This is a genomic window from Tateyamaria algicola, assembly GCF_047715485.1.
In the GTDB taxonomy this organism is placed as follows: domain Bacteria; phylum Pseudomonadota; class Alphaproteobacteria; order Rhodobacterales; family Rhodobacteraceae; genus Tateyamaria.
On sequence record NZ_CP180422.1, the window covers coordinates 664,951 to 690,685 of the forward strand.

Sequence of the window (25,735 nt, forward strand, 5' to 3'; positions counted from 1 at the left end):
TCAATTTGTTTTCAGCCCCGTCGTGCAAACGTGACGGGGCTGACAGGTCTTGTGATGTGGGCTTAGAACAGCCCTTCGATCTGGCCGTCGTCGTTCAGGTGGATGCTCTCGGCCGAGGGCACGCGGGGCAGGCCCGGCATCGTCATGATCTCACCACAGACGGCCACGATGAACCCGGCACCGGCCGACAGGCGCACTTCACGCACAGGGACGGAGAAGCCCGTGGGCGCACCGCGCAAGGTCGGATCGGTCGAGAACGAGTACTGCGTTTTCGCCATGCAGACCGGCAGATCGCCATAGCCCTGCTGCTCCCACAGCTTGAGCTGATCGCGGATCTTCTGATCCATCAGCGCCTCGTCCGCGCGGTAGATACGCTTGGCAATGGTCTGGATCTTGTCGGCCAGCGACATCTCGTCTGGATAGATGGGCGCAAAGTTTGCCGTGCCCGCATCGGCGAGTTCGGCGACCTTGGTGGCCAGATCGGCAGACCCTTCGCTGCCCAGTTCCCAGTGACGCGACAGGATGGCCTCGGCCCCCTGCTCGGCCACGAAGTCCTTGACCGCCTGCACTTCGGCATCGGTGTCGGTGACAAAGTGGTTGATGGCCACGACGACCGGCACGCCAAAGGATTTGAGGTTCTCGATATGTCTCCCGAGGTTTGGGCAGCCCTTCTTGACCGCGTCCACGTTCTCGGCACCCAGATCGGCCTTGGCCACGCCACCGTTCATCTTCATCGCGCGCACGGTGGCGACGCAGACCACGACCGACGGGGCCAGGCCCGCCTTGCGGCACTTGATGTTCATGAACTTCTCGGCACCCAGATCGGCGCCAAAGCCCGCCTCGGTCACCACGTAGTCGGCCAGTTTCAGGGCCGTGGTGGTCGCGATGACAGAGTTGCAGCCGTGCGCGATGTTGGCAAAGGGGCCGCCATGCACGAAGGCCGGGTTGTTTTCCAGCGTCTGCACGAGGTTGGGCTGCATCGCGTCCTTCAACAGGACGGTCATGGCGCCATCGGCCTTGATATCGCGGGCAAAGACGGGGCTGCGGTCGCGGCGATAGGCCACGATCATGTCGCCCAGACGCTTTTGCAGGTCCTTGAGGTCCTTGGCGAGGCAGAGGATCGCCATGACTTCGGAGGCCACGGTGATGTCGAAACCCGCCTCGCGCGGGAAGCCGTTGGCCACACCGCCAAGCGAGGCGGTGATCTGGCGCAGGGCACGGTCATTCATGTCGACCACGCGGCGCCACACGACGCGGCGGGTGTCGATTTCCAGCTCGTTGCCCCAGTAGATGTGGTTGTCGATCATGGCCGACAGGAGCGAGTGGGCGGAAGTGATGGCGTGGAAGTCACCGGTAAAGTGCAGGTTCATCTCTTCCATCGGCACGATCTGCGCGTAGCCGCCCCCGGCGGCCCCACCCTTCATGCCAAAGTTCGGACCGAGCGAGGCCTCGCGGATACAGACGCAGGCGTTCTTGCCGATGCGGTTCAGACCATCGCCCAGACCCACGGTTGTCGTGGTCTTGCCCTCACCCGCAGGGGTGGGGTTGATGGCGGTGACGAGGATCAGCTTGCCATCCGCACGGTCCTGGACCGAGTTGATGAAAGACTGGCTCACCTTGGCCTTGTCGTGGCCATAGGGCAGCAGATCGGCACTTTCGATGCCCAGCTTGGCACCGATCTCCTGGATCGGTTTCTTGTGCGCCTCGCGCGCGATTTCGATGTCGGATTTATAGGCCATGATGCTCCCCGCAAAGTCCTGATGGGTGGGTCTGTCGTGGCCTGCATACAGCCCCATGCCCAGAGGGCATGCGCGCGATTCCGACATTTCAGCGATGTTGAGCGGCCCAATGCGGCACGCGGGTTTCATTTCGGAAACGGGCAGCCCGCAGCGCGAACAACGTTTCGCGCCTCGGCGGTAGGGCGGACGAGACGTCCGCCTTACGCAGTCAGCCCCTGAGGGTAAGGCGCAGCTTGCTGCGCCCAGCCCCACTGTCGCAGGGGCGGAGGATACCTCCGCCTTACTCGGCAGCCTCCACCGCGTAAGGCGCATCCCGATGCGCCCACACCCGCTGGTCCGGCACGTGCAACGTCAACGTATCGCCAACGGTCAGCGCGCCGCCATGCTCGATCCAGGCCGTCACGCCGCGCCGCCCTTTGGCCGCTGGTTTGTACAGTTTGCCAAAGCCAGCCGCCTCCTGCTCGATCTCCTTGCCGGGAAAGATGCAGGGGCGGTTTTCCATGTCGATCGCGATGCCCACACCGCTGTCCGACATCAGCCGCGAAGAGGGCGGCACATGGGTGAAATCGGGAATGCCCTCGATGATCATCGAGGCCCCGACCCATTCCGGCGCAATGGTTTCAAGCCCCATCGCCTCGGCCGTTGCCGCCAGCTCTTCCGCGCTCAGGATCGTCAACTGGCGCACATTGCGTATCTCCGTACCCACAGGGTACTGCGTGCGCACCCGGCTGCACGAGGGACGGGTCGGCCCGCCATGGGCCTCGTGCGGAAAACCGTCCAGCGTCGCCTCAACCCGCTCCAGCGGTTCGGACCGTAGCGTGCCGCCATCCTGCTGGACCCGGCCCAGCCAGGTGATGCGGGCCGTATATGATGTGGGCGTCAATGCGGGCATGCGTCTCTCCGATCATGTGTGAGTCGTTCTGCGGATATAAAAAGGCCCCGCACGCGGCGGGGCCAATGACTTTTTGTGACCGTGAAGTCAGGAATGTGAATGGATCAGGCCGTCGGCTCCGGCTCCATGCCGCCATCGCCCGATGGGCCAGACTTCTTCTTGGCCTTGGGAATGGCTGTCAGGCTCGGCTTCTTGTCTTCGACCTTCGATCCGCCATCCTCATCATCGGGGCTGTGGGGCGGGTCACCGCGCATCACGCGCTCGATCTCTTCACCGGTCAGGGTCTCGTATTCCAGCAACCCTTGGGCCAGGCGCTCGAACTCTTCTTCGTTTTCGGTGATGATCTTGAGCGCCCACTCATACCCGTCCTGGATAAAGCGCTGCACTTCCTGTTCCACCAATTCCTTGGTGTTGGCCGAAACGGAGAAACCCGCCGTGTTGCCCTGATAGCCCTGGGCCGCTTCGGAGTAGTCGATATTGCCGACCTTGTCGGACATCCCCCACTGCAACACCATCGCACGCGCCAGGGCACTGGCTTGCTGGATATCGCCAGCCGGGCCGTTGGACACGGAATCGGGGCCGTATTTGTGGATCTCTGCCGCCTTGCCCGCCATGGTCATGGCCAGACGCTGGTGGCATTCGTCCTTGAACATGTTCAGACGGTCCATCTCCGGCAGGCTCATCACCATGCCAAGGGCGCCGCCGCGCGGAATGATCGTCGCCTTGTAGACAGGGTCACATTTGGGCAGCAGGTGGCCGACCAGCGCATGCCCGGCCTCGTGATAGGCGGTCATTTCCTTCTGCTCGGTCGTCATGACCATGCTGCGGCGTTCAGGCCCCATCATCACCTTGTCCTTGGCGCTTTCGAAATCGAGCATCGTGACAAAGCGCCGCCCGATCCGGGCCGCCATCAGTGCCGCCTCGTTCACGAGGTTCGCGAGGTCCGCACCCGAGAAACCGGGCGTTCCGCGCGCGATGATGCGCAGATCAACATCAGGGCCTAGCGGTGTCTTGCGCGCATGTACGCCCAGGATTTTTTCACGGCCTTTGATGTCTGGATTGCCCACGGTGACCTGACGGTCAAACCGGCCAGGGCGCAGCAGCGCGGGGTCCAGCACGTCCTTGCGGTTGGTCGCGGCGATGATGATCACGCCCTCATTCGCCTCAAACCCGTCCATTTCGACCAGCAACTGGTTGAGGGTCTGTTCACGCTCATCATTGCCGCCGCCATATCCGGCGCCACGGTGGCGACCCACGGCGTCAATTTCGTCGATGAATACGATGCAAGGCGCGTTCTTCTTGGCCTGTTCGAACATGTCACGGACACGGGACGCGCCCACACCCACGAACATCTCGACAAAGTCGGAGCCCGAAATGGTGAAGAACGGCACACCCGCCTCGCCCGCAATGGCGCGGGCCAGCAGCGTCTTACCAGTACCGGGAGGGCCGACAAGCAGCGCGCCCTTGGGGATCTTGCCGCCAAGGCGCGAGAATTTCTGCGGGTTGCGCAGGAATTCGACAATCTCTTCCAGCTCTTCCTTGGCCTCGTCGATGCCAGCCACGTCGTCAAAGGTCACGCGGCCATGCTTTTCCGTCAGCATCTTGGCCTTTGATTTGCCAAAGCCCATGGCGCCGCCTTTGCCGCCACCCTGCATCCGGTTCATGAAATAGACCCAGACGCCGATCAGCAGCAGGAAGGGCAGAAGCGAAACGATGAATGTCTGGAAACCCGATTGCTGTTGCTGTTCGGCGCGGACGGGAATGTCGTTGGCGATCAGCAGGTCGGTCACTTCGGCATCTTCGGGCTTGATGGTCACGAAATCCTCGGACCCACGGCGGAACCGCACCTGTTCGCCGTCCAGCGTGACGTTGCTGACCGATCCGTCCTCGACCGCGTCCACGAACTCCGAATAGCTGATTTCGCGGCTTTGGAGCGTGTTTCCTGACCCGCCGAACAGGTTGAACAGCGCCAGAATCAGCAGAAACAGAACAACCCAAAAGGCGATATTACGTGCATTTCCCAAGGAAATTCTCCCAATACAGACAGCCGTCAGGCCAGAGCCTACGGCGTTACCCTTAAGATAGAGAGGATGGCCGCAGGTTCAATGCGATAAAAGTGCGGCGAAAAAGGCATCATGCCCCCCATCCACTTCGGCGCGCCATTCCGGATCATTCCCGATGGCAGGGGCCGCGACGAGTTGCCCATCATACCACACTGCGGGCGATGCGGCGAGGGCCGCGCGCGGCAGTCCGACAGCGCGCCAGTTCTCGATCTCGGTCAGTGCGTCATAGCCAAGGGCACGCACTTCCAGATCGGGGTCATCCTCGGGGCCTGTGACGAGCCAGCGGTCGTCCCACAAGTCACCCACTTCGCAAATCACGTCCTCCAGCGCGCTCAACTCGCGAAAGACCCAGACGATGTGATCCTTGACCTGGATCTGGCAGCCATCAAGCGTGGCGCCGCGCCCCGCGCGCACAGCCTCGAGCGTGCGGGCGACAGCCGGTCCGCGGGGCGGATAGACGCTGCTGGAGGTCCAGGTCAGGGCATGGACCAGCAGGCGGCGCCCGATCTCTTCCGGCAACATGCGAAACTTGCGCAGATCAAGTGCGACGACGCCCTGCACCATCGTGGTGATGTCGCGCGCCGCCAGAAAGGTCTGCCAATCCAGCGCTTCGCGGGCCTGGCTCATGTGGTGGGCGACATCGACCAGCGTGTCGGTATGCACCCCGAGGCTGCCCAGCACGGTCAGGGCGTCGCGCACGCGCACCCGCTCGAAATCGCGGTTCTCGTTGCTGGGGTCCTCGCACCATTCCAGCTGCGCGGCGCGCAGGTAGCTGCGCAGGGCCGAGCGTTCGATGCGCAGGAACGGACGAATCCAGGTGATGCCAAAGCGCACGGTGCGGGGGGCCATGGCGCTCAACCCGTCGACACCGGACCCGCGCGCGAGACGCATCAGAAACGTTTCGGCCTGATCGTCGGCAGTGTGGCCCAAAGCGACATGCCCGATCTGGTTGCCATAGGCCCAGTCCGCGATCAGCTCATAGCGCGCGTCGCGCGCCGAGGCCTGCAAGTTCCCCTCGCCCTGCCAGCCGGTCCAGTACTCGACGTGATGGGGCAGCTCCCAGCGGGCGCACATGTCGGTGACCAGCGCGACTTCCTCGCGGGCCTCCGCGCGCAACCCGTGATCCACGGTGATGACATGCAGCTCGATCTCGTGGGTGCGGGCGTATTCGACCATCACAGACAGCAATGCCACGGAATCCCCGCCCCCCGACACCGCAACGCCCAAACGCTCCGGCGGCCGCCCGGACAGCTGCGCTTCGACAGCCGCGATCAGCGGGGAAATCATGTCTTAAACGCAGCCGATATTGCGCATGGCCGCATCCGCATCCGGGATCGAATCCGACCCGGGAAAGCGTACGGCAACTTCGCTCAGGGTCACGCAGGCCTCGGTGGTCTGGCCCAGACGGCCCAAAGCGGCCCCAAGGCGAAACAGCGCCTCGGCAGCGTTCTCGCCCTGCTGTTCCAGCGAAAAGGCCCGCAAATAGGCGCGCGCGCCCTCACGCACATCGCCCAGCCCCTCAAGGGCCTCGCCCCGGCGCAACTCGGCCTCGACGGCTAGCGGTCCGCCCGGGTAGGTCTCATTAAAGGTCGCAAACTGGTCCGCGGCGGCGCGAAAGTCACCGGATGCGAGCGCCTCCTGCGCCCGCTCGAAATCTGCCTGCTCCTGGGTCGCCAGTTGCGTTTCGGGTTGGGGGGTCGGGTTGGCAGCCGGGGCCACCGCGGGGGCCGCACCACCGCCCAATGTGGGCGTGTCGCCCAGGGTGGCAATGTCACAGCCCGCCTCCAGTTCACACAGGCGGAACTCCAGATCGCCCACACGGTTGGTGCCATCACTCACCACGCGGTCAATGCGAAACTCCAACTGCTCGGTCTTGCTGGTCAGACGCTGCAACTCGGACTCGATCGCATTGAGACGATCCAGCGATGTCGCACCGCCCACATTCGATCCCGCGCCACCGGTCGTGGACAACTCGCGCCGCAGCTTCTGAACCTCGACATAAAGCACGGTCAATTCCTGCCGGATGTCAGCCAATGTGCCCGCATCCTGCGCGACTGCGACACGCGGGCCCACCAGGGCCAGCGCCACCGCAAAAACGAAACCAAAGCGCACCATATACCGTTCCCCTTACCTTCTGACCTAGCTGGTCAGACCGCCCGCCAATACCGTGACCGCGCGGCGGTTCTTGGCATAACAGGCCTCTTCGCTGCACACCTCGATGGGGCGCTCCTTACCGTAGCTGACAACCTGCAAGCGGCTGGGCTGGACGCCCTGGCTCAGCAGATAGGCGCGGGCCGCATCGGCGCGGCGGGCGCCCAGCGCAAGGTTGTACTCGCGCGTGCCCTGCTCGTCCGCGTGGCCTTCGATCACGGCCGTGAAATCGGCGTTCTGCAACAGCCACACGGCCTGCGCATCCAGTGTCGCGCGGCCCTCGGGCGTCAGCGCGGATTGATCAACGGCAAACAGCACCCGATCGCCAACCGCCTGCTGGAAATAGGCAGGCGAGGCCGGATCGGATGCGCTGCCGGGCACGATGCCGCCGTTTGCGCCCAGCGCGTCGGTGCCGGCACCGGCCTCACCTCCGCCAAAGCGATCAGGGTTGGTACAGGCGGCCACGCTTAGGGCCGCACACAGCATCAAAATGGAAGATTTCAGTTTCATGGGCTCATGCCTCTCTTGGGTTATCGCGCCAAATTTCTTGGTCGTTAACGAATATGTATCACGAACGCCGCGCTATGAAAACGCATGCCTAGCGCTGCAATGGGCCCCAGGACGGGTCAGACCCGCCATCGGGGGTACGCACGGGGCGCAGATTGCGGCCCGTGATGTCGACGGAATAGAGGGTCGAGCGGCCAGCGGCCCCTTGGGTCTCGCGGGCGAACATGATCACGCGACCATTGGGCGACCAGGTCGGCCCCTCATCAAGGAACGAGGCGGTCAGCAGACGTTCTTCCGACCCGTCCACACGCATCACACCGATATGGAACCGGCCCTTGGACTGCTTGGTAAAGGCGATCAGATCGCCCCGCGGCGACCACACGGGCGTGCCATAGCGCCCCTCGCCAAAGCTGATGCGCCGCGCCTCACCGCCGCTGGATGCCATGACATAAAGCTGCTGTGTGCCCGACCGGTCGCTTTCAAACACGATCTGACTGCCATCGGGGCTGAAGCTGGGGGCCGTTTCGATCGAGGGCGCATTGGTCAGACGGTTCGCCGCGCCACTGGCAATGTCCATGGAAAAGATGTCGGTATTGCTGCCCTGGCTCAGCGAATAGACCACCGTGCGGCCATCGGGCGAGAACCGGGGGGCAAAGCTCATCACGCCCTGCTGGCTTTCCAGCACACGGCGCTGCACGCTGCCCACGTCCAGCACATAGATGCGGGGAAAGCCTGTTTCGTAAGAGGTATACAGCACACGGTCGCCCGTGGCCGAGAAACGGGGGGCCAGCACGATGGCTTCCGACCCCGTCAGGTACTGCACATTGGCCCCGTCATAATCCATGACGGCCAGACGCTTGCGGCGCTCGGCCTTCGGCCCGCTTTCGCTGACGAACACGACGCGGCTGTCGAAATACCCGCCCTCGCCCGTGATGCGGCTGTAAACGACATCCGCAACCTTGTGCGCGATGCGCCGCCAGCCATCGACGGTGCCTGCAAATTGCAGCCCCTCGCCCAGTTCGGCCCCGGAAAACACGTCATAGAGGCGGAATTTCACGTTGATCGTATTGCCCGACACGGTGACGGCACCCGTCACCAGCGCCTGCGCGTTGATCGCCTTCCAGTCGGCATATTGCACGGGCGCGCCAAAATCGCTGACCTGACTGATAAAGGCGCTGGCGGGCAATTCGCGGAACAGCCCGGTGCCGGTCAGGTCCGCGGCAATGACGCGGGCCAGTTGCGCACCCATCTCGGCGCTGCCGGGGGTTTCGGCCACTAGGTCGGGCACCGCCACGGGCAAGGGTTCGATCACCCCTTCGGTGATCTCGATCCTGAGGGGCCCACCTTGCGCCAAAACGGCGCTTGGGGTGGCGGCGGCCATCAGGGCCAGCACGGCGGCGACTATCGGGAACATCATGCGATACATCATTTGATACGCATCCTTTCGGGATTGAACGTCATCTCGATCTCTTTCCATTGACCGTATTTTTCAGCCGGCAGGCCATAGCCGTCGCGCGTGCAGCGGATAATGGCCCGGCGCGCGGCCTCGAATGCCTGCTTTGCCGCCGCTGTCGAACCGCCAGAGCTGGACAGCATGCGGATGGACGCGGTGATGGGTTTGGAGTCCTGGGTCATGTCGACGGCAACCACGACGGTGGTCTGCAACGCCTCCGACGACAGCGATCCGACATTCCAGCAGCTTGAGACGGCCACGCGCAACGCGTCCTTTTCCCCAGCGGACAGGGGCGGGCCTTGCGGCACCTCTTCCTCTCCACCACCCAAGGCTTCGCGCAGGGCGTCATTGACGGCGTCCGCCGTGGTGTCTTCGGGCTGGGCTGCCGGAGTCGGTTCAGGGGTCTCTTGCTCCGGTGCCTCAGCGGTGCGTGTCGGTGCGCTCGGGCGGCGCGCAGGCGGGCGTAGCGAGGTGTTGGGCGCGTTTGCAGGTTCTTCCGCCTCGGTCACGATCTCCGTCGCAGCTTCCTCGGGCGCGGTCGCTTCCTGCTCTTCGGCCGGGGTCTCTGCGCCCTCGTCCGGGGTCACGGCCTCTTGCTGCACGTCATCCGGCGCAGCTTCGGGTTCGGGCGGGGTCACGGCCTCGGGCGCGACACGCTCGGACGGGCGCGGGATCGGGCGCGGCGCGATCTCGGGAACCAGCACGACCTGCTCTTGCGGCTGGGGCTGTTCGGGGGCGACGTCCGCCACATCCGGGTCAGGCTGCGGTGCGGGCGGTTCGGGCAATGTCTCGGGTTCCGGTTCAGGCGCAGGCTCGGGCGTCTCCACCGCCACCGTCTCATCCGGCACAGGGGTGTCTACAGGATCAGGGGCCACCTCGGGCTGGGCGGGCAAGGCCACCTCGGTCGAGGGATCAAGCGTGGGCGCCGGGCTCAGCAACGCCTCGAACGCATCGGTCGAGATCACCGACACCTCGGTCACCTCGAACGGCAGCGGCTCGGACTGGAAGGTCCCGCCAAACAGGACCCAGCCGATCAGACCCACATGGCCGATCCCCGATATGACCTGCCCGGTGTTCACGAGCTACTGCCCCTCGCCGTCCAGCGTCGGCCCGCCAATATCCGTCACCAGACCGATGTTGGAAAAGCCACCCGCGTTCAGGGCACCCATGACCTCCATCACCTGCGCATAAGGCACCGCGCCATCGGCACGCAAAAACACCTGGTCACTCGCGCGCTCGGCGGCAATGGCGCGCAGACGGACAACCAACTGGTCGCGCGCCACATCCGTGGTCTGGATCTGCACCGCGCCCGCCCCGGTGATGGTGACAGTCAGCGGCTCCTCCTGATCGGCGTGCAAGGCACCCGCAGCCGTTTTGGGCAACTCGACAGGCACGCCCACTGTCAACAACGGGGCGGCCACCATGAAGATGATGAGCAACACCAGCATCACATCGACAAAGGGCGTCACGTTGATCTCGGACATGGGCCGCGTGCGCGCACCGCCTCGACGCCGCCGCTTGCCGCCCTCTTTCTGGATGACACCCGCGCCCATGTCAGCCGTCCAACTGGCGGCTGAGGATGGTGGCGAACTCGTCGGCAAAGGCCTCATACCCCGCCACGATGCGATCACTGTCCGCGCTCAGCTTGTTGTAGAAGATCACGGCAGGAATGGCAGCCAACAGGCCCAGCCCCGTGGCCAAGAGCGCCTCGGCAATGCCGGGGGCGACAACGGCGAGGTTGGTGTTCTGCTGCTCTGCAATCTCGATAAAGGCGTTCATGATGCCGATGACCGTGCCAAAGAGACCAATGAACGGGGCCGAGGACCCGACAGTGGCCAGCACAGTCAGCCCACCCTGCAAACTCTCAGCCTGCTTGGTGATGGCGACATCCATGCTGCGATCAATCCGGCTTGTGGCACCGGCAATCAAACCACCGTCATCGCGGTGCGACCGCTGCCACTCGATCATGCCGCTGGCAAAGACCTTCTCGGCCGCGCCATTGGGGTCCGGCCCGATCTGCTCGAACAACCCGTCCAGGGGCTCGCCCGACCAAAAGGCGCGGTCGAACCGCTCCGCCTCGGCCCGGGCGCGGCGATAGACGATCAGTTTCTGAATGATGATGCCCCAGGCCCAGAACGAGGCGACGATCAACATGATCATCACCAGCTTCACGACGAGGGTGGCACGTGCGAAAAGCCCCCACAGCGAGAAATCAATCTCCTGTGCCAGGGCGAGGGTTTCTGCTTCCATCTGCCTGCTCTTTGCTATGGGCCATTTTTGAGGCCCTTATTGCGCGCCAGCATAGGGCACGGCAAAGGGGAAAGCTATCACTTCGGCGTCAGAATCGCCTTATTTTGCGAAGATTGCGCGGATTTCCGCGGGAAGACGGGTGGGTTTTCCCGCCGTTGTCATGGCCACGGCAACCACATGCGCCCGGAAAATCACGGCCCCGTCGCGCTGCACCTCCTGATCAAAGGTCCAGCGCACCGGACTGGCCGCGCGGTGGGTTGTGACCACCTCCAGCCGATCCCCTAACCGGGCCGAACCGATGTAATCCGCCTCGACCCGCGTGACGGCAAAGACGATGCCATCGGCGCGCATCGCATTCTGATCCACGCCCACCTCTTCGACAATCTCGGACCGGGCCCGCTCGATATAGCGCAGGTAATTGGCGTAATAGACGATGCCCGCCATATCCGTGTCTTCGTAATAAACAGTCAGCGGAAAACGATGTGGGGTCATGATGGCCTCGCAACAGGGACGTGGCCTGTTAACCACGCGCTCACCCGCTGGGCAAGCCGGGGCGGCCGCAACACCGAATGTGCCTGAATGCGGCGCACATGCACTCAGGACGTCGTGGCCATCGCAGACCGATCATGCCTACCGATCAGGGCAGCACATCCGCGTCCAACCCATATGTTTCAACAACGTCCACCCAGTCCTGCGCGCGTTTCAAATCCGAAACGGCACCGCTGACAAAGGCATGCACAGCCTCCAGCTGCGGCTGCACCATGACATGACGTTGATAGCGGGCATGGAACATATCCGAGAAATGGACCCGGTCCTCCAACTCCAGCTCCTGCACGAAATACCGCGCGGCAGACTCTGCAACAATGGCAACGCGCCCACGCCCACTGGCAATGAACTGGACCAGGTTGCGTTCGGCGCGCACGTCGATCCGTTCGACAGACCCGTCTTCGATCAACCCCTCCACACCTTGATACCGGTGGCCCCTGACCCCAACCATGGTCATGCCCGACAGCGACTGCGGCCCGTCATATTCAAATGCATCCGCCTTCGGGGAAATCACCACGTTCGTGTCGCCCAGGATCGGCGTTGTCCATCGAAACCTGGTTCGGTCCATATCCGCAAACCAGGCCGGGTTGGCCCACAGGACAATCCCCGGTTCCCCCGACGACAAGCGCTGGTTCAGCCTTTGCCGTGGCAGCATGACAACGCGAAAATCATACTGACCGTCCGACATCTCGGTCAGCATCCGCGCAAGATCATAACTCAGCCCGCGCTGTTCGGATGCATCGACAATATAGGGGGGAAAGTTGTGATAGACCCAAACCGAAACATCCTCGGCCAATGCGCGGGACTGCCCTGAAACCGTTGCCAGAACACACAATGTGAGGCCAAACAGGAACCGGGCCACGGGGTTTCCAGAGCACTTGCCGATTTTCAAGCCCTCCAGATGAACCGCCCGCACTCTGGTGTCAGGTGCCATTCGGGATAGACCGCCAATCCTAACAAATCGTTTAAACAAGTAGAGGGCATGCCCGACCGCCTCCGGCATATTGCGCCTCTGCGCATCCCCGACATCCAGGGAACAGGAAACATGCGCCATGCCGTTGCAGAGGCCCGGTGGGGTGCGCCGATTTGCTTTCATTCGTCTCTATGTCCGTTTTTTGCGCCAAAAACAAAGCACAAGCGCCATGCCGGGGCATTTGACAGTCGGAAAAGGCGCGCCTGTTGCGCAGGCACCCAGTCGACCTCGGATCAGCCATTGACCCAGATCAAGCCCCCATTCCCATCAAGTCGTTAACGTACGACCCTCTCAATCAACGGAGGACTTGAGATGTTTCACACTATTGTCGTCGGTCTTGACGGGTCGCAAACATCTGACACCGCGCTGCGTCTGGCATGCGATCTGGCGGGGAAATATGGCTCGGATCTGCACCTCGTGCACACGCCCCAACCCCAGACAGTGGCCTTTGCGCTGGGGGCGGTGGCGGGATACCACGCCGTCAGCACCATGCCCTCGCCGCAAGAGGTGCAAACCGCCGGCAACAAGATCCTCGATGCGGGCAAAGCCATCGCGGGTGAATATGATCAGACCATCACGGGCACCCATATGGAGGTCGGCGATCCCGCGGATCACATCGTGGCCTACGCCAAAGAGGTCGGGGGCGACCTGATCGTGACCGGGCGGCGAGGTCTTGGGACCGTGGGCGCGCTGGTGCAGGGCAGCACCACGCAGCGGGTCAATCACCTTGCCGAATGCGCCTGTCTGTCCGTTGTCTGAAGGGTTGGGGGCGGGCCGGATCGACCGCCCGTCCTCGGCGCCAGCTTACGGTAACATGTCTTAAGATCGCCCTGCCCCACCGTCCCGCCACGCATCCCCTTGATTGGACGCGCGGAAGTCAGACAGGCTAATTTCCCGTGACGATAGCGCACAGCCTGTCCCCGCGGGGACAGATCACACCGTACGCCCCACCCGCGCACTCAACCGCAGCGCATGAGAGGCATCATCCGCCTGCCCCGGCATCACCGGATCATAGGCCGCGCGGATCAGCGCCGCGATGTCGGGCCGCAGCACCGTCGCCTCGCCCGCCACGGCAAGGGGGGACCGGTCGCGAAAGGCAAGGTCAGACCACAACAAAATGGACTGCACCACCTGGCTCAACGCAAGCGTTTCCGCAGGCACTTTGGACAGGTGCTTGTCCATGCGCAGGAATACGAAACAGGCCTTGATCGCGCCTGCCTCGTCAAAGCGGAAGATGCGGTACTGGTTCGCATCCGCTTGCCTGAGACGGTCCACCAGCGGGCCGAGGTCCGGCACCAAGCGGTCCAAGCCTGGCACCTCGGGCAGCTCCGTCCAGTCCTTGAAAAAGAACCACATGAAGTTGCTGCCGAGCTCCGGGTCCGTCTCGGCCACCTCGTGCCCGGCCAGTTGGCACACGGCCTCAACCGCGCCCTTGATCACCCCCAGCGTCGCGTCTTCAACGCCGAACACCACGGGCGCCAGCGGGCGTCCCCAGCGGGCGAAGGCATAGTCGCCGCCCGAACGGGTAAACAGCGCTTCGATGTCGTCCGCCGTCATGGCCCGGCCCCTTCAGTCAAACAGATCATCGCGCGTGCGGGGGGCGTCCAGCCCCAGATGCCGCCACGCGCGCGCGGCCAGCATCCGTCCCCGCGGGGTCCGCTGGATCAGGCCCTGCTGCAGCAGGTAGGGCTCGATCACCTCTTCCAGCGCGTCGCGGCTTTCCGACAGCGCGGCACTCAACGTCTCCACACCCACGGGTCCACCGCCATAATGCTCGCCCATCAGCGACAGGTAGCGCCGGTCTGCGCCATCGAGCCCCAGATGATCCACACCAAGCCGTGTCAGCGCGGCGTCAGCGAGGTCACGGGTGACGCGGCCATCGCCGTCCACCACAGCAAAATCAACGACCCTGCGCAGCAACCGTCCGGCGATCCGGGGGGTGCCGCGGGCGCGTTTGGCGATCTCGCGGGCGCCGCCCTCGTCGGCGGGTGCGCCGAGCTTGCGTGCGTTGCGTTCAACAATCGTGAACAATTCATCCTCGGTGTAGAACTGCAACCGAGTCGGGATGCCGAAACGGTCGCGCAGCGGCGTGGTCAAAAGGCCCATCCGGGTCGTGGCACCGACCAGCGTAAAAGGCTGCAATTCGATGCGCACGGTGCGCGCGGCGGGCCCTTCTCCGATCACGAGGTCCAGTTCGAAATCCTCGAGCGCGGGATAAAGCACCTCTTCGACCGCCGGGTTCAGACGGTGGATTTCGTCGATGAACAGCACATCCCGCGCCTCGAGATTGGTGAGGATCGCGGCCAGATCGCCCGCTTTGGCCAGCACGGGGCCGGAGGTCATGCGGAAATTCACCCCTAACTCGCGCGCCATGATCTGCGCGAGAGTCGTCTTGCCGAGGCCGGGGGGGCCATGAAACAGGGTGTGGTCCATCGCCTCGCCGCGCTGCTTGGCGGACTGGATAAAGACGCGCAGGTTGGCGCGCGCCTCGGCCTGACCCACGAAGTCCTCAAGAAGCTGTGGACGCAGCGCACGGTCAAAGGCGGTGGCGTCATCCTCGGGCAAGGCATCGGCGCGCAATGTGGGGTCGGAGGCGTCGCTCATCCCCTATCCTTTCGGGGCCAGCAGCTTGAGCGCTGCGCGGATCAGGGCGGGGGTGTCGGCATCGGGCGCTTCGCCCGCGGCCTGCGCCACGGCAGAGGCGGCGTCGGACGGGGCATAGCCCAGATTACCAAGGGCGGACAGCGCATCGGCCTGGGCCGAGGATGGGGGTGCGGCAACAACCACCGGTTCGATCACGGCGTCGTCGACAGCCGCCGGGGCATCCCCAAGCGCCTGCGCGACTGTGCCGCCCATGGCCATGACGCCGGGGGCCTTGTCCTTGAGATCGAGGACGATGCGCTGAGCGATCTTGGGGCCGATCCCCTTGGCGGCCTTGACCGCGTTCCAATCCCCCAGCGCGATGGCGCGGCTGACACCATCGGTGCCGAGCGTGCCTAGAATGGCCAGCGAGGCCTTGGCCCCCACCCCCTGCACGGACATCAACAGGCGATGCCATTCCTTTTCCGCCAGCGTGGGAAAGCCAAAGAGTTGCATCAAATCCTCGCGCACCACGAGGTCGGTAAACAGCGCGCAGACCTGGCCGACACCGGGAAGGGTCGCCAATGTCCGCTCAGAACAATAGACGAGGTATCCGACCCCCTGCACGTCGATCAGGATGTGATCGGTTGCGCGGTAGTCGATGCGCCCGGTGAGCTTGCCGATCATGCGCGCGCCCGTGCTTCGGCCCGCGCGATGGCCGCGGCAAGGCCGCCTGTGGCGACGAGATCATGGGTGCGTTGGCCCGACCCGTGATGCGCGTGACAAATCGCGATGGCCAAGGCGTCAGCCGCATCCGGTCCTGCGATATCAACGCCGGGCAGTTGCACGGCGACCATGTGCGCCACCTGCCGTTTGTCGGCATGGCCCACGCCCACGACCGTCTTTTTCACCGCATTGGGTGCATATTCCCCAACACTCAGCCCCGCCTGCGCTGGCGCCAGCATCGCGATGCCCCGGGCCTGCCCGAGTTTGAGGGTGCCTGCGCCGTCCTTGTTCACGAATGTCTGTTCGACGGCGGCGGTGTCGGGGCAATGCGCGCGAATGACAGTGCTGAGTTGATTGAACAGGCTGAGCAGGCGTTGGGCCAGATCATCGCCTGTCGAGTTGCACACACCATTGGCCACATGGCGCAATCGCGGGCCATCGGCGTCGATGATGCCCCAGCCCATATGGCGCAGACCGGGGTCGATCCCTAAAATTCGCATGTTTTCTGCCCTCGCCCGCTGCCTCCGCCTGATGCGGTTATGGCTTTTTCAACGGATTAGCACGAAAGGCGAACATCCGCCAAGTGTTAACCGCGACATGTCGTTTACGACATGGGCTGTCCCTTGCGCGACGATGGCGCGCGGATCAGGGAGGAAAACGCCATTGAGATGTCGAAAATCGACATGACAGAGGGCAAGATTTTGCCATATTTTACGGCGGGTTAACCACGAATTCGAGTCATGCAAAAACTGCATAGCACATATGATTTTTCACCGCTTGTCGGATGTTCTTTTGCTGCCTAAATGCGCAGCACAACGCCGAATGGTTCGGCGCTGACACATCGATAAAAGGACTGCTGCAATGGCTGCTTTCGACACCACCCGCCCCGCATATGGCGCTGCGCCCGTTGCAGGCCAATTCAAAGGCTTCGTTGCCAAACTGGTCGCCCAAGTTGTGGCCTGGAACGACGCCCGCGTGACCCGCAACGCACTCTCTTCGCTCACGGATCGTGAACTGGACGATATCGGTCTGGTCCGTGGCGACATCGACGACGTGGCCAACGGCCGCTAAGCCTTTCCAGCATGGAACGGTGCCCGTGAAACGGGTAAAGCCGCGAGACCGTACGGGTCTTCGCGGCTTTTTCATTTGGAGGGTCGTGTGGTTTTACTTGGTCAGCGGCTCGAGGAACCCGGACAGGAAGGCCGTGGCCGGGTCGATCTGCATCAGGTAGGCGCCGCCCTGTTCGATCTGCGTGCCTTGCTCCAGCTTGGCGACGCGTTCGTTATAGGTGATCTCGCCCAGCGAGGCGAGCATGAACGCCTTGAAGACGAAGAACCCCAGCACCAGCCCGGCAAAACCTTTGAGCGGGAAGAAGCGCGAACGCTTGGAGCGTTTGGCCTTGACGACGATCAACCCGTCGCGCCCCACCTTGGTGGAGTAGCCGTTGGCAAGAGCCGCGTGCTTGCGGCCAAGCGTGCTCAGACGCTTGTTAAAATGAGCTTGTGTTTCAACCATGGCAGCCTCGTTAAATCTCGAAACGGCCCCCACCAGTTTCGAGGATCACGGTGCGCCTGAAATGTGGCGAAATCTGGGCAATTGCGTCAAATACCCGTAAAAAACGCGCCTAATTATGGCTTTTTCTGAAGCGTCAGTGTGGTCCAGTCACCAATCTCTTCGCGGTGGGCCAGATTGTTTCCAAGCTGTGTATAAACACCGGCCACTTCGTCGGCCTGTTCGTTCAGGATACCGGACAGAATCGCGTAGCCCCCGGTTTCCAGCCGCCCGGTGACGTCTGGGGCCAGCGCGATCAAGGGCCCTTTGAGGATGTTGGCAAAGATCAGGTTAAAGGGGCCTGCGAGGTCGGGGTGGTCGAAGCCAGCCGCCTCGACCACGTCCACAGCCCCGCTCATGTTGTTGGCGGCGAGGTTGGCCTGCGCCACCTCGACCGCTTGTGCGTCGATGTCGCTGGCGATGGTGGTGCCGGGCCACAGGATCGCCGCCCCCATGGCCAGCACGGCGGTGCCGCAGCCAATATCGGCGACTTTTGTGCCGGTGAACCCCTGATCCGCCAGCCGGTCGAGCGCCTTGAGGCAGCCAAGTGTTGTGCCATGGTGGCCGGTGCCGAAGGCCATTGCCGCCTCGATCAGAAGCGGGTGTTTGCCGGTTGGCACCTTGTCCGCGTCGTGGCTGCCGTAAACAAAGAAGCGCCCGGCCTCGACCGGGGCGAGTTCGCGCCGCACATGGGCGACCCAGTCGGTTTCGGGCAGTTCGGAAACGGTGAAGGGTTTGGCATCGAGCGCGGTGGACAGCAGCAAAAGCGCGGTTTCGTCGGGTTTGTCGGTGAAGTACGCGCCAACCTCCCAGAGGCCGGAGCCGTCTTCGACCTCGAACACGCCTACGCCGGTGGGCGCGGGGTCGAGGTTTTCGAGGGCTGCGCCGATGGTTTCGCCAGCGGCTTTGCCGGGTACGGTGGTCAGGGCGGTCCAGGTGGGCATCAGCGGCTCCGATATCTGTCAGGGTTGGGCCAGGGGCGCGGGCGTGGCGGGCGCAGATCGCTGTCAGGCCCCAGGCGCGCCACATAGCGCCAGCCCCAGAGCGCCGCAAGGGTGCCTATGAGCACACCGGCCGCCGCCTGCCCGTAGATCACACCCGCCGCGCCGAACGGTGCAGCCATCAGCGCCGCCAGTGGCCAGCTGAACACGCCGTCCTTGAGCCAGCCGAGAAGGGTGGAGCGCATGGGCTGGCCAAGGTTGTTGAAGGCCGCGTTCGCCACGAACAACGCGCCCACGAAGATGAACCCGCCTGCCCCCACGAAGGTGAAGGCGCGCAGCACCTCGGCCCCCTGCCCCGTCAGCCCGAAGGCGTCGATCACAAGCGGTGTCACCGCCACCAGCACGCCCCATGTGACCACCGAGTAGACCCCGCAAAAGATCAGCGCGTCACGATAGGCGCTGCGCAGCCGGTCATAGCGCCCGGCGCCGAAGTTCTGCCCGAAGATGCCCCCCGTCGCACCCGACAGCGCAAAGATGCCGCCAAAGGCCAGCACGGTCAGCCGCCCCACCACCGCCCATGCCGCAACAGCATCATCGCCGAACCGCGCCATCACGATGGTCAGAAAGTAGTTGCCCGCAGGCGTGGCCAGTTGCGTTGCGATGGCGGGCAAAGCCACGGCCAGGTAGGGGCGCAACGTAGTGCGGACACCGGCCCAGTCGGGCCGCGCGATCAGGTCAAGCTGATAGGCGGCGAAGTACAGGGCCAGCCCCATCAGGCTGAGCCGGAACAGCACCAGCACGAACGCCGCCCCGTCGAGCCCCCAGCCCAGCCAGATGATGAAGATCGGATCGAGCACCATCAGCACAACGCCCGAGAACAGCGTCACATACATGGCCTTGGCCGCGTACCCTTCGGCGCGCAGCGTACCCGAGGCGGTCAGCGCTATGGCCATGGGCACCAGCGACAGGATCGTGGCGGCCAGATAGCGGGCGGCGAGTTCCGCGGTCTCTCCCGTCGCACCCGCGAGGGCCAGCAGTTCATGGCGAAAAGTGAGGACAGCAAAAGCGACGACTGTCTGGATGATGGCTGCGATGGCTGTTGCGGCCCCTGCCTGACGGCGCGCGGCGGCCTTGTCGCCCTCACCGATGCGGCGCGACACAAGGGCCGTCGCCGCGATCATCAGCCCCACACCGGAGGAGACGGAGAAGAACTGGATCGCATAGGCAAAGCCGATGGCCGCGACCAGTTGCGGCTGGCCCAGTTGGGAAATCCACAAAAGGTTGGCGGCGTCCACCAGAAAGACAAAGCTGACGCCGAAGGCCCCCGTCGCCGTCATCCGCACCACGTGGCCCATGGTCGATCCGGTGAGGAAGCGCCCTTGGGTCGTGAGCGTGGCCACCCTATTCCGCCGGGGCGGGCATGGGGCGCACAAGCCGCGTCTCGTATCCCGGCACCGGGTGACGCGGGATCAGCAGGGACAGGGCCAGCGAGGTCGCTGCCATGCCGGCGGCAAGGAAAAAGACAGCACCGGGCGAGACCAGCCACAACAGACCCAAAGGCAGCGGCAGGCCCACGGCGGCGATGTGGTTGATGGTAAAGGCCACGGCGGCGGTGGGTGCGATATCCTGGGGATCGGCGATCTTCTGGAAATAGGTCTTTAGCGCCAGTGCGAGACCAAAGAAGATATGATCAATCACATAAAGCGCGGCGGCCACCATCAGCCCCCAGCCGAGGAAATAGACCCCGCCATAGGCGAGGAACACCAGCACAAGGCCGGTATATTCAAAGGCCAGCGCCTTGCGTTCACCGTAAACCGCAACGATGCGGCCCAAAAGCGGGGCCACGAGGATGTTGACCATCAGGTTGATGAGGTAGAGGGCCGTCAACTCGTGCACCTCGAACCCGAATTTCTCGACCATCATGAAGCCTGCAAAGACCATGAAGATCTGACGCCGCGCGCCGGACATGAATTGCAGCGCGTAATAGAGCCAGTAGCGTTTGCGCAGCACGAATTGCTTGAGTTGGGGGTGCGGGGCCTCGAACTGCGGATAGGCGAGCATGGCAAAGACCGCGATGGCCGCCGTGATGCCGCCGCCTACCATGTAGACGGTGTTGTAGGTGAGGCCCAGCGGCTCCCACAAAACCATGATCACGAAATAGACGATGAAGGTGGCGGTGGACCCGGCGGCCAGCAGCCAGCCGAGCATTTGGGGCGCGCGGTCCTTGGCGATCCATTGCAATTGCAGGGATTGGTTGACCGTTTCGTAATAGTGAAAGCCGACCGAGCTGAGGAATGTCAGTATCAGGATGCCGCGCAATTCGGGGAATTGGGCGGTCACGGCGGTGGCAAGGCCCAGCAGTATAAGAGAGATCAGCCCCAGCACCTGCTCGCGCATGAACATGATGACGACGATGACACCCACGGCGAGAAAGCCGGGAATTTCCCGGATCGCATGCAACAGGCCGATGTCGCGCCCGTCGAAATTTGCCGCCTCGACCACAAAGTTGTTCAGCAGCGCCAGCCACACCGAAAAGCCGATGGGCATGGCAAAGGCCATGAGGAACAACAGGGCTGTCGGGCGGCGCCATTTTGGCAGGGTGCCGGCGTCAGCGAGGGGAACGAAGCGGGCCATGGGGATGCTTTACGCCTTTTGGCGGGCGCTGACGAGGGACCAAAATGCACATGTGCCATGACCCGGATGCACAGGTTCCGGGTTGCATGGGCGGGGTGGGGTCAGTCAGGATGTGGCCATGAGACAGCGCGATGTTCATACGCAATTTGGGGATCTGACCCTTGTTGAGGACGGCGGCGCGATTGTGCGCCTGACCTGGGGGTTTCGGGCTGCGCCGATGCCTCGGACGTGCTGGATGCGGCGGCGGCGCAACTGGCCGAATATGATGCGGGCACGCGGGAGGAATTTGACCTGCCGCTGGAGGTGCGCGGAACGCAGTTGCAGCGCGATGTCTGCGATGCGATGTCGGCCATCCCCTTTGGAGAGACGGTGACGTATGGCGATATCGCCAAGGCCCTGGGCGTGCCTGCACAGGCGATTGGACAGGCCTGTGGCGGCAATCCCATCCCGATCATCATCCCCTGTCACCGGGTGATGGGCGCCAAGGGCCTGACCGGGTTTTCGGGCGCGGGCGGGGTCGAGACCAAGGTGGCGCTGTTGCGCCATGAGCGTGCGGGTGGTTTCCTGATCTGAGGGGGCGGAAACCGACGCGGTTTCCGGCTGGTTTTCGACGCGAAAACCGGCGCGACGGTGGTGGAAACTGCGTCAGTTTCCAGCCGTTTTCCGCGTCGGAAAACGGATCAGCGTGGTGGGAAAAGCTGTTGCAGGATGCCCGCAAAGACGAGGTAGAGCGACGTGATCACCAGCCCCCAATGCGCCCAGCTTTCGGGATGGAAGTCGACCCAGGCCGCCCAGCCCGCAAAGAATGTCCAGGCCAGCGCCATGGGCAGGGTGATCAGCCGCCAGCGTTCCGTGCGCACCGGGTGGACGAATTTCAGTGGCAGGAACATCCCCACCGCCAGCACGCTGACCAGCGCGAGGCTGACCCAGAAGTTGGGTTCCAGCGCAAAGATCACCAGCACCACCATGTTCCAGCAGCCGGGAAAGCCTGAGAACGAGTTGTCCCTGGTCTTCATCCGCGTGTCGGCGAAATACATCGCCGAAGCAAAGGTGATCAGGATGATCGCCACCCAGCCCGTCCACCCCGCCATGAGGCCCGAAGCAAAGAGCGCGAAGGCCGGGATGAAGACATAGGTCAAGTAGTCGATGATCAGGTCGAGCAGGACGCCGTCAAACTCGGGCGCATTGGTCTTGACGTCGTATTTGCGCGCGAGCGGTCCGTCGATCCCGTCCACGAAAAAGGCGACGACGAGCCAGAGGAACATCAGATCCCATTTGGCATCAACGGCCGCCAGCATCGCCAGCATGGCAAACACCGCGCCCGTGGCGGTAAAGAGATGGACGCCGAGCGCGCGCAGTTGGACAGTCATGGCACCGTCATGCGGCATCGTGCGGGTGGTTGCAAATGCAAAACCGCGCCGAATGTATCGACGCGGTTCCAGTGGTGCAACGACGCCCGGTCCTGGTGGCGTCGTTATTGGCCGAGGCGGACTTCTTCCAGAGGATAGCCGAGATGGTCCTGCGCCTCCCACCCCACGTGGCAATCATGGCAGAAGGACTGTTTGACCTTCATCACCTTGCCGTTGGGCTGCAGCCCGGCATAGAGCCATCCGGCGGTGTCGGGCGCTTCCTCGAGGCCCACCTTGGTCATGATGAACAGCGGACCCGGGCGTGCGGCCTTTTTCTTGATCGAGACGGTGATCGATTCCTTGGCGAGGACGGAACCGACAGGCATCTCGACCCCTTCCTCTTCGAACTTGAGGTACTGTTCGGCGGCGATGTCATTGGCGAATGTGTTCAACAGGCGGTTGCCGTGGGGGCCCGCCACGCCGGGGCGTGTCGCTGTCGCGGCCCAGTTGCGGTAGTTCGCGCCGACCTCGTCGCCTTCCTTGGCGTAGCCGGTCGCCATTTTCTCTTGCAGGCAGTCATAGAGCACGTTGATTTGTGCCTCATCCAGATCAAAGGCGTCTTCGACGGTGATGGCGGTGCAGTCCTGCGCGTGGGCGGCGCCTGCGGCGATGGTGAGCGCGGCGGCGAGCGCGAATTTGCGGATCATTGTTGGGGTCCCCTCGGTCGTGTCATTTTGTATGCGGCGGTATGCCGTACGGCACCGTCGCATAGCATCCATGACAAGCCTCATCACCTTCGTGCACGTTTGCGTGAAGCGCTCAGGCCTTGGGGTGGGCCTTGGCGTAGACGTCCATCAGGCGGACTGTATCCACCGCCGTATAGGCCTGCGTGGTGGACAGGGACGCGTGACCCAGCAATTCCTGGATCGCGCGCAGATCCCCGCCGGCATTGAGCAGGTGGGTGGCAAAGCTGTGGCGCATCGCGTGCGGCGTGGCCGAGGACGGCAGGCCAAGCTGCATGCGCGCGCTTGCCATCATCTTCTGGATTGCGCGGGGGGCCAGTGCCCCGCCCCGGATCGCGCGGAACAGCGGCCCATCATCGGGCAGATCGTAAGGACAGGCGGCCATGTAGGCGTCAACCGCCATGCGCGCGGCATCGACCACCGGCACGATCCGTTCCTTGCCGCCCTTGCCCACGATCCGCAGCACCTGCGGCAAGGGCGCCTGCCCCGCTGTCAGCCCCAACGCCTCGGATATCCGCAATCCGCAGCCCCAGAGCAGGGTCAGCACAGCCGTATCGCGCGCACCCACCCAAGGTTTGTCCGATTGCAGCGATGCAATATCTAGCAGATCGCGCGCCGCATCCTCGGCAATGGGGCGCGGCAGTTTCTTGGTGAACTTGGGCGCGCGGGTGGACAACACGGCCGTGGGTTCGAACCCTTCCCGCCCGCTGAGCCACTTGTAGAACGCCTTGACCGCCGACAGCTTGCGCGCGAGCGAACGTGCGCCAACCCCGCCTGATCGCGTGCGGGCCATCCAGGCGCGCATATCCTGCGTGCTGATCCGGGCCAGCGCACCCAAACCCTGGGTCTGGCCGGAATGTTCGGTCATGAAGGCAAGAAATTCGGTGATGTCGCGGCCATAGGCCGTGATCGTGTTGTCCGCCGCCCCCTGAATGCTGCGCTGATGCGCCAGAAACTGTTCCAGCGCGTCACGAGCGGCAGGGGAAATCAGGCTCATCCCAGCCAGCGCCGCATGGCCCGTTCGAACACGCCGGTGAAAAAGGCCAACAGGTCCGTGCCCTGTTGCGGGCCGAACATGTGCGGATCTTCGGCGCCCATGACCAGAAGGCCGGGCAAGCGCCCGTCGCCAAAGTCGAGTTTCAGGCAGGCCTCGGACCGGATCCAGTTGCCATCGTCGCCGTAAACTTCTTCATCCGCGTCCTGCACCTGGCGCAAGGTGACCTGACGGACTGTGCCGCCCCGCCCCTGGGTCAGGTAGTCGTCGATAAAGCCGGGTTCGGCCACGTTCAGCACATCACCCAGACGTTGCACGGCGGGGTTGGAATCGTTCTGCACCGATTCAAGCACCAGTTTGACCGTATCCACGCGCAGGATTTCGGCCACTTCGCCGCCCAGATCACGTAGGAACGGTTCGAATTCGAGCGGGTCGAGCATGCGCAGGATCGCGCGGTGCACCTGATTGGTGCCTGCGAGGTTTTCGTAGGCCGCCGCAATGACCGAGCGGTGCGTGTCCTCGAGTCGGTCAAGCCGCGCCTCGAGACGTTCCATCGCAAGGCCGCGCAGGTCCACGATATTGCCGCCCATGGCCCGTTCATTGGCCGCAATCAGAGCGTGCATCAAATCCTTGTCGTCGAGGATGACATCGGGACGGGTAATAATCGCCTCTCGCAAGGCGTCGTCGATTTTCGGCTGGCTGCTCATACCGTACTCTTTTTTATTTGGTGCTTCTTAGCATGGCGGATCGTGAAAATCTGCCCCGAAGTTCGATAAATTGCATGCGTCTGCGCGGGCTGTTGCGCATCCGCGTCAGAGAGGGGGAAGGGCCTGCGTCTTCTCCCCGTGATCGGGCTGGGCGGCGCTGGCATATCGGGCCCATGAACACGACCGCGCAAGCCATCACTCACGGATCGGAGCCCCGGATTTTTCCTCTGGGGCCCCATGCTTTGCGCGACATGTTGAGGCGGGCTGGAAGCGCCTGATTTTACAGGATCTTCTGGCCCGTCTTGGCCCAGTCTTTCATGAACTGATCAAGGCCCGCATTGGTCAGCGGGTGGCCCGCCAGTTTTTTGATGACCTCTGGCGGTGCGGTGATCACGTCGGCCCCGATCATCGCGCATTGGGTGATGTGCCCGACCGAGCGGATTGACGCCGCCAGGATCTCGGTTTCAAACCCATAGTTGTCATAGATGGTGCGAATGTCCTCGATCAGGTCCATCCCGTCGATGTGGATGTCATCGAGCCGCCCGATGAAGGGCGAGATGAAGGTCGCCCCCGCCTTGGCCGCCAGCAGCGCCTGATTGGCGGAGAAGCAGAGCGTGACATTGACCATCCGTCCCTCGCCCGACAGGACCTTGCAGGCCTTGAGCCCGTCCCATGTCAGCGGCAGCTTGATGGTGATGTTGTCGGCGATCTTGGCCAGTTCGCGCCCTTCGGCGATCATGGCGTCCGCCTCGAGTGCGACAACCTCGGCGCTGACCGGTCCGTCGACCAGATCACAGATTTCCTTGGTCACTTCCATGATGTCGCGACCGGATTTCAGGATCAGCGAGGGGTTTGTCGTGACCCCGTCGACCATCCCGTAGTCGTTCAGTTCGGCAATTGCGTCGATCTCGGCTGTATCTACGAAGAATTTCATGT

At 63.5% G+C, this 25,735-nt stretch carries 27 protein-coding genes and 1 pseudogene; 3 read left to right on the forward strand and 25 right to left on the reverse strand.

The features are described 5' to 3' along the window. Positions 1-62: 62 nt before the first annotated feature. The 12 genes from ACMHLQ_RS05720 to ACMHLQ_RS05775 form a co-directional block, all read right to left on the reverse strand. Positions 63-1,739: a formate--tetrahydrofolate ligase gene (locus tag ACMHLQ_RS05720; RefSeq protein WP_415403831.1), complete on the reverse strand. Its 1,677-nt coding sequence runs from the start codon at positions 1,737-1,739 to the stop codon at positions 63-65. Between the two features lie 280 nt (positions 1,740-2,019). Continuing rightward, a complete protein-coding gene (locus ACMHLQ_RS05725) occupies positions 2,020-2,631 on the reverse strand; it encodes an MOSC domain-containing protein (RefSeq protein WP_415403832.1) in 612 nt (203 codons plus the stop codon). A gap of 104 nt (positions 2,632-2,735) precedes the next feature. Further along, entirely contained in the window at positions 2,736-4,655 is a 1,920-nt protein-coding gene (gene ftsH / locus ACMHLQ_RS05730) for an ATP-dependent zinc metalloprotease FtsH (protein ID WP_415403833.1), read from the reverse strand. 78 nt (positions 4,656-4,733) lie between these two features. Continuing rightward, entirely contained in the window at positions 4,734-5,981 is a 1,248-nt protein-coding gene (tilS, locus tag ACMHLQ_RS05735; protein ID WP_415403834.1) for a tRNA lysidine(34) synthetase TilS, read from the reverse strand. A gap of 3 nt (positions 5,982-5,984) precedes the next feature. Further along, the gene (locus ACMHLQ_RS05740; protein ID WP_415403835.1) at positions 5,985-6,809 is read right to left on the reverse strand and encodes a tetratricopeptide repeat protein; all 825 of its coding nucleotides are present in this window, start codon (positions 6,807-6,809) and stop codon (positions 5,985-5,987) included. Positions 6,810-6,833: 24 nt separating this feature from the next. Continuing rightward, complete coding sequence (gene pal / locus ACMHLQ_RS05745) at positions 6,834-7,355, reverse strand: peptidoglycan-associated lipoprotein Pal (RefSeq protein ID WP_415403836.1); 522 nt, start codon at positions 7,353-7,355, stop codon at positions 6,834-6,836. Positions 7,356-7,443: 88 nt separating this feature from the next. Beyond that, positions 7,444-8,766: a Tol-Pal system beta propeller repeat protein TolB gene (gene tolB, locus ACMHLQ_RS05750; protein WP_415405235.1), complete on the reverse strand. Its 1,323-nt coding sequence runs from the start codon at positions 8,764-8,766 to the stop codon at positions 7,444-7,446. A gap of 11 nt (positions 8,767-8,777) precedes the next feature. Continuing rightward, positions 8,778-9,884, reverse strand: a complete 1,107-nt coding sequence (locus ACMHLQ_RS05755; protein ID WP_415403837.1) for an energy transducer TonB — start codon at positions 9,882-9,884, stop codon at positions 8,778-8,780. Between the two features lie 3 nt (positions 9,885-9,887). Continuing rightward, a complete protein-coding gene (tolR, locus tag ACMHLQ_RS05760) occupies positions 9,888-10,358 on the reverse strand; it encodes a protein TolR (protein ID WP_415403838.1) in 471 nt (156 codons plus the stop codon). Position 10,359: 1 nt separating this feature from the next. Next, positions 10,360-11,055: a protein TolQ gene (gene tolQ / locus ACMHLQ_RS05765; protein ID WP_415403839.1), complete on the reverse strand. Its 696-nt coding sequence runs from the start codon at positions 11,053-11,055 to the stop codon at positions 10,360-10,362. A gap of 99 nt (positions 11,056-11,154) precedes the next feature. After that, complete coding sequence (locus ACMHLQ_RS05770; RefSeq protein WP_415403840.1) at positions 11,155-11,547, reverse strand: YbgC/FadM family acyl-CoA thioesterase; 393 nt, start codon at positions 11,545-11,547, stop codon at positions 11,155-11,157. A 145-nt stretch (positions 11,548-11,692) separates the two neighbouring features. After that, positions 11,693-12,493, reverse strand: coding sequence for a hypothetical protein (locus tag ACMHLQ_RS05775; protein ID WP_415403841.1), 801 nt, complete (start codon positions 12,491-12,493; stop codon positions 11,693-11,695). 393 nt (positions 12,494-12,886) lie between these two features. Between ACMHLQ_RS05775 and ACMHLQ_RS05780 the strand changes: the two genes are divergently transcribed. Beyond that, a complete protein-coding gene (locus tag ACMHLQ_RS05780; protein WP_415403842.1) occupies positions 12,887-13,333 on the forward strand; it encodes a universal stress protein in 447 nt (148 codons plus the stop codon). Positions 13,334-13,507: 174 nt separating this feature from the next. Here the strand turns inward: ACMHLQ_RS05780 and ACMHLQ_RS05785 are convergent, their stop codons facing one another. The 4 genes from ACMHLQ_RS05785 to ruvC are packed head-to-tail and all read right to left on the reverse strand — an operon-like array spanning position 13,508 to position 16,380. Then, the gene (locus ACMHLQ_RS05785) at positions 13,508-14,131 is read right to left on the reverse strand and encodes a hypothetical protein (protein WP_415403843.1); all 624 of its coding nucleotides are present in this window, start codon (positions 14,129-14,131) and stop codon (positions 13,508-13,510) included. Between the two features lie 12 nt (positions 14,132-14,143). Beyond that, entirely contained in the window at positions 14,144-15,178 is a 1,035-nt protein-coding gene (ruvB, locus tag ACMHLQ_RS05790) for a Holliday junction branch migration DNA helicase RuvB (protein WP_415403844.1), read from the reverse strand. A gap of 3 nt (positions 15,179-15,181) precedes the next feature. Continuing rightward, the gene (ruvA, locus tag ACMHLQ_RS05795) at positions 15,182-15,841 is read right to left on the reverse strand and encodes a Holliday junction branch migration protein RuvA (RefSeq protein ID WP_415403845.1); all 660 of its coding nucleotides are present in this window, start codon (positions 15,839-15,841) and stop codon (positions 15,182-15,184) included. After that, on the reverse strand, positions 15,838-16,380 hold the full coding sequence (gene ruvC, locus ACMHLQ_RS05800) for a crossover junction endodeoxyribonuclease RuvC (RefSeq protein WP_415403846.1): 543 nt from the start codon (positions 16,378-16,380) through the stop codon (positions 15,838-15,840). Before ruvC ends, ruvA begins: the two co-directional genes overlap by 4 nt. A gap of 361 nt (positions 16,381-16,741) precedes the next feature. Here ruvC and ACMHLQ_RS05805 point away from each other — a divergent pair, with 361 nt between their 5' ends. Continuing rightward, positions 16,742-16,951, forward strand: a complete 210-nt coding sequence (locus ACMHLQ_RS05805; protein WP_415403847.1) for a DUF1127 domain-containing protein — start codon at positions 16,742-16,744, stop codon at positions 16,949-16,951. 93 nt (positions 16,952-17,044) lie between these two features. Here the strand turns inward: ACMHLQ_RS05805 and ACMHLQ_RS05810 are convergent, their stop codons facing one another. The 4 genes from ACMHLQ_RS05810 to ACMHLQ_RS05825 all read right to left on the reverse strand — a co-directional run bounded on the left by ACMHLQ_RS05810 (position 17,045) and on the right by ACMHLQ_RS05825 (position 21,006). Further along, the gene (locus ACMHLQ_RS05810) at positions 17,045-17,395 is read right to left on the reverse strand and encodes a hypothetical protein (protein ID WP_415403848.1); all 351 of its coding nucleotides are present in this window, start codon (positions 17,393-17,395) and stop codon (positions 17,045-17,047) included. A 113-nt stretch (positions 17,396-17,508) separates the two neighbouring features. Then, on the reverse strand, positions 17,509-18,375 hold the full coding sequence (locus ACMHLQ_RS05815) for a 50S ribosomal protein L11 methyltransferase (RefSeq protein WP_415403849.1): 867 nt from the start codon (positions 18,373-18,375) through the stop codon (positions 17,509-17,511). Further along, positions 18,375-19,772, reverse strand: a complete 1,398-nt coding sequence (locus tag ACMHLQ_RS05820; RefSeq protein ID WP_415403850.1) for an MATE family efflux transporter — start codon at positions 19,770-19,772, stop codon at positions 18,375-18,377. Before ACMHLQ_RS05820 ends, ACMHLQ_RS05815 begins: the two co-directional genes overlap by 1 nt. Position 19,773: 1 nt before the next feature. Beyond that, a complete protein-coding gene (locus tag ACMHLQ_RS05825; protein ID WP_415403851.1) occupies positions 19,774-21,006 on the reverse strand; it encodes an MFS transporter in 1,233 nt (410 codons plus the stop codon). Positions 21,007-21,124: 118 nt separating this feature from the next. On the opposite strand from ACMHLQ_RS05825, the pseudogene ACMHLQ_RS05830 reads away from it, so the two are divergent. Further along, a pseudogene (locus ACMHLQ_RS05830) lies at positions 21,125-21,579 on the forward strand (methylated-DNA--[protein]-cysteine S-methyltransferase). 107 nt (positions 21,580-21,686) lie between these two features. On the opposite strand, the gene ACMHLQ_RS05835 reads toward ACMHLQ_RS05830, so the two are convergent. From ACMHLQ_RS05835 to fsa, 5 genes are all read right to left on the reverse strand, one after another. After that, positions 21,687-22,376 (reverse strand): CDP-alcohol phosphatidyltransferase family protein, encoded by a 690-nt coding sequence (locus tag ACMHLQ_RS05835; protein WP_415403852.1) that lies wholly within the window; start codon positions 22,374-22,376, stop codon positions 21,687-21,689. A 104-nt stretch (positions 22,377-22,480) separates the two neighbouring features. Further along, entirely contained in the window at positions 22,481-23,062 is a 582-nt protein-coding gene (locus ACMHLQ_RS05840; RefSeq protein ID WP_415403853.1) for a cytochrome P460 family protein, read from the reverse strand. A gap of 112 nt (positions 23,063-23,174) precedes the next feature. Further along, positions 23,175-24,095 (reverse strand): tyrosine recombinase XerC, encoded by a 921-nt coding sequence (locus ACMHLQ_RS05845; RefSeq protein WP_415403854.1) that lies wholly within the window; start codon positions 24,093-24,095, stop codon positions 23,175-23,177. Further along, a complete protein-coding gene (locus ACMHLQ_RS05850) occupies positions 24,092-24,799 on the reverse strand; it encodes a DUF484 family protein (RefSeq protein WP_415403855.1) in 708 nt (235 codons plus the stop codon). The genes ACMHLQ_RS05845 and ACMHLQ_RS05850 overlap by 4 nt, the downstream gene beginning before the upstream one ends. 280 nt (positions 24,800-25,079) lie before the next feature. Next, positions 25,080-25,733, reverse strand: a complete 654-nt coding sequence (gene fsa / locus ACMHLQ_RS05855; RefSeq protein WP_415403856.1) for a fructose-6-phosphate aldolase — start codon at positions 25,731-25,733, stop codon at positions 25,080-25,082. Positions 25,734-25,735: the final 2 nt, after the last annotated feature.

Coding starts and splice junctions, on each gene's coding strand:
- tolQ (WP_415403839.1), bottom strand. CDS start 11,055: ATGGAAGCAGAAACCCTCGCCCTGGCACAGGAGATTGATTTCTCGCTG.
- ACMHLQ_RS05845 (WP_415403854.1), bottom strand. CDS start 24,095: ATGAGCCTGATTTCCCCTGCCGCTCGTGACGCGCTGGAACAGTTTCTG.
- tilS (WP_415403834.1), bottom strand. CDS start 5,981: ATGATTTCCCCGCTGATCGCGGCTGTCGAAGCGCAGCTGTCCGGGCGG.
- ACMHLQ_RS05780 (WP_415403842.1), top strand. CDS start 12,887: ATGTTTCACACTATTGTCGTCGGTCTTGACGGGTCGCAAACATCTGAC.
- ruvC (WP_415403846.1), bottom strand. CDS start 16,380: ATGCGAATTTTAGGGATCGACCCCGGTCTGCGCCATATGGGCTGGGGC.
- ACMHLQ_RS05840 (WP_415403853.1), bottom strand. CDS start 23,062: ATGATCCGCAAATTCGCGCTCGCCGCCGCGCTCACCATCGCCGCAGGC.
- ruvB (WP_415403844.1), bottom strand. CDS start 15,178: ATGAGCGACGCCTCCGACCCCACATTGCGCGCCGATGCCTTGCCCGAG.
- tolB (WP_415405235.1), bottom strand. CDS start 8,766: ATGTTCCCGATAGTCGCCGCCGTGCTGGCCCTGATGGCCGCCGCCACC.
- ACMHLQ_RS05725 (WP_415403832.1), bottom strand. CDS start 2,631: ATGCCCGCATTGACGCCCACATCATATACGGCCCGCATCACCTGGCTG.
- ACMHLQ_RS05740 (WP_415403835.1), bottom strand. CDS start 6,809: ATGGTGCGCTTTGGTTTCGTTTTTGCGGTGGCGCTGGCCCTGGTGGGC.
- ACMHLQ_RS05720 (WP_415403831.1), bottom strand. CDS start 1,739: ATGGCCTATAAATCCGACATCGAAATCGCGCGCGAGGCGCACAAGAAA.
- ruvA (WP_415403845.1), bottom strand. CDS start 15,841: ATGATCGGCAAGCTCACCGGGCGCATCGACTACCGCGCAACCGATCAC.
- ACMHLQ_RS05805 (WP_415403847.1), top strand. CDS start 16,742: ATGGCTGCTTTCGACACCACCCGCCCCGCATATGGCGCTGCGCCCGTT.
- ACMHLQ_RS05835 (WP_415403852.1), bottom strand. CDS start 22,376: ATGACTGTCCAACTGCGCGCGCTCGGCGTCCATCTCTTTACCGCCACG.
- ACMHLQ_RS05810 (WP_415403848.1), bottom strand. CDS start 17,395: ATGGTTGAAACACAAGCTCATTTTAACAAGCGTCTGAGCACGCTTGGC.
- ACMHLQ_RS05770 (WP_415403840.1), bottom strand. CDS start 11,547: ATGACCCCACATCGTTTTCCGCTGACTGTTTATTACGAAGACACGGAT.
- pal (WP_415403836.1), bottom strand. CDS start 7,355: ATGAAACTGAAATCTTCCATTTTGATGCTGTGTGCGGCCCTAAGCGTG.
- fsa (WP_415403856.1), bottom strand. CDS start 25,733: ATGAAATTCTTCGTAGATACAGCCGAGATCGACGCAATTGCCGAACTG.
- ACMHLQ_RS05815 (WP_415403849.1), bottom strand. CDS start 18,375: ATGCCCACCTGGACCGCCCTGACCACCGTACCCGGCAAAGCCGCTGGC.
- ACMHLQ_RS05850 (WP_415403855.1), bottom strand. CDS start 24,799: ATGAGCAGCCAGCCGAAAATCGACGACGCCTTGCGAGAGGCGATTATT.
- tolR (WP_415403838.1), bottom strand. CDS start 10,358: ATGGGCGCGGGTGTCATCCAGAAAGAGGGCGGCAAGCGGCGGCGTCGA.
- ACMHLQ_RS05785 (WP_415403843.1), bottom strand. CDS start 14,131: ATGACGGCGGACGACATCGAAGCGCTGTTTACCCGTTCGGGCGGCGAC.
- ACMHLQ_RS05825 (WP_415403851.1), bottom strand. CDS start 21,006: ATGGCCCGCTTCGTTCCCCTCGCTGACGCCGGCACCCTGCCAAAATGG.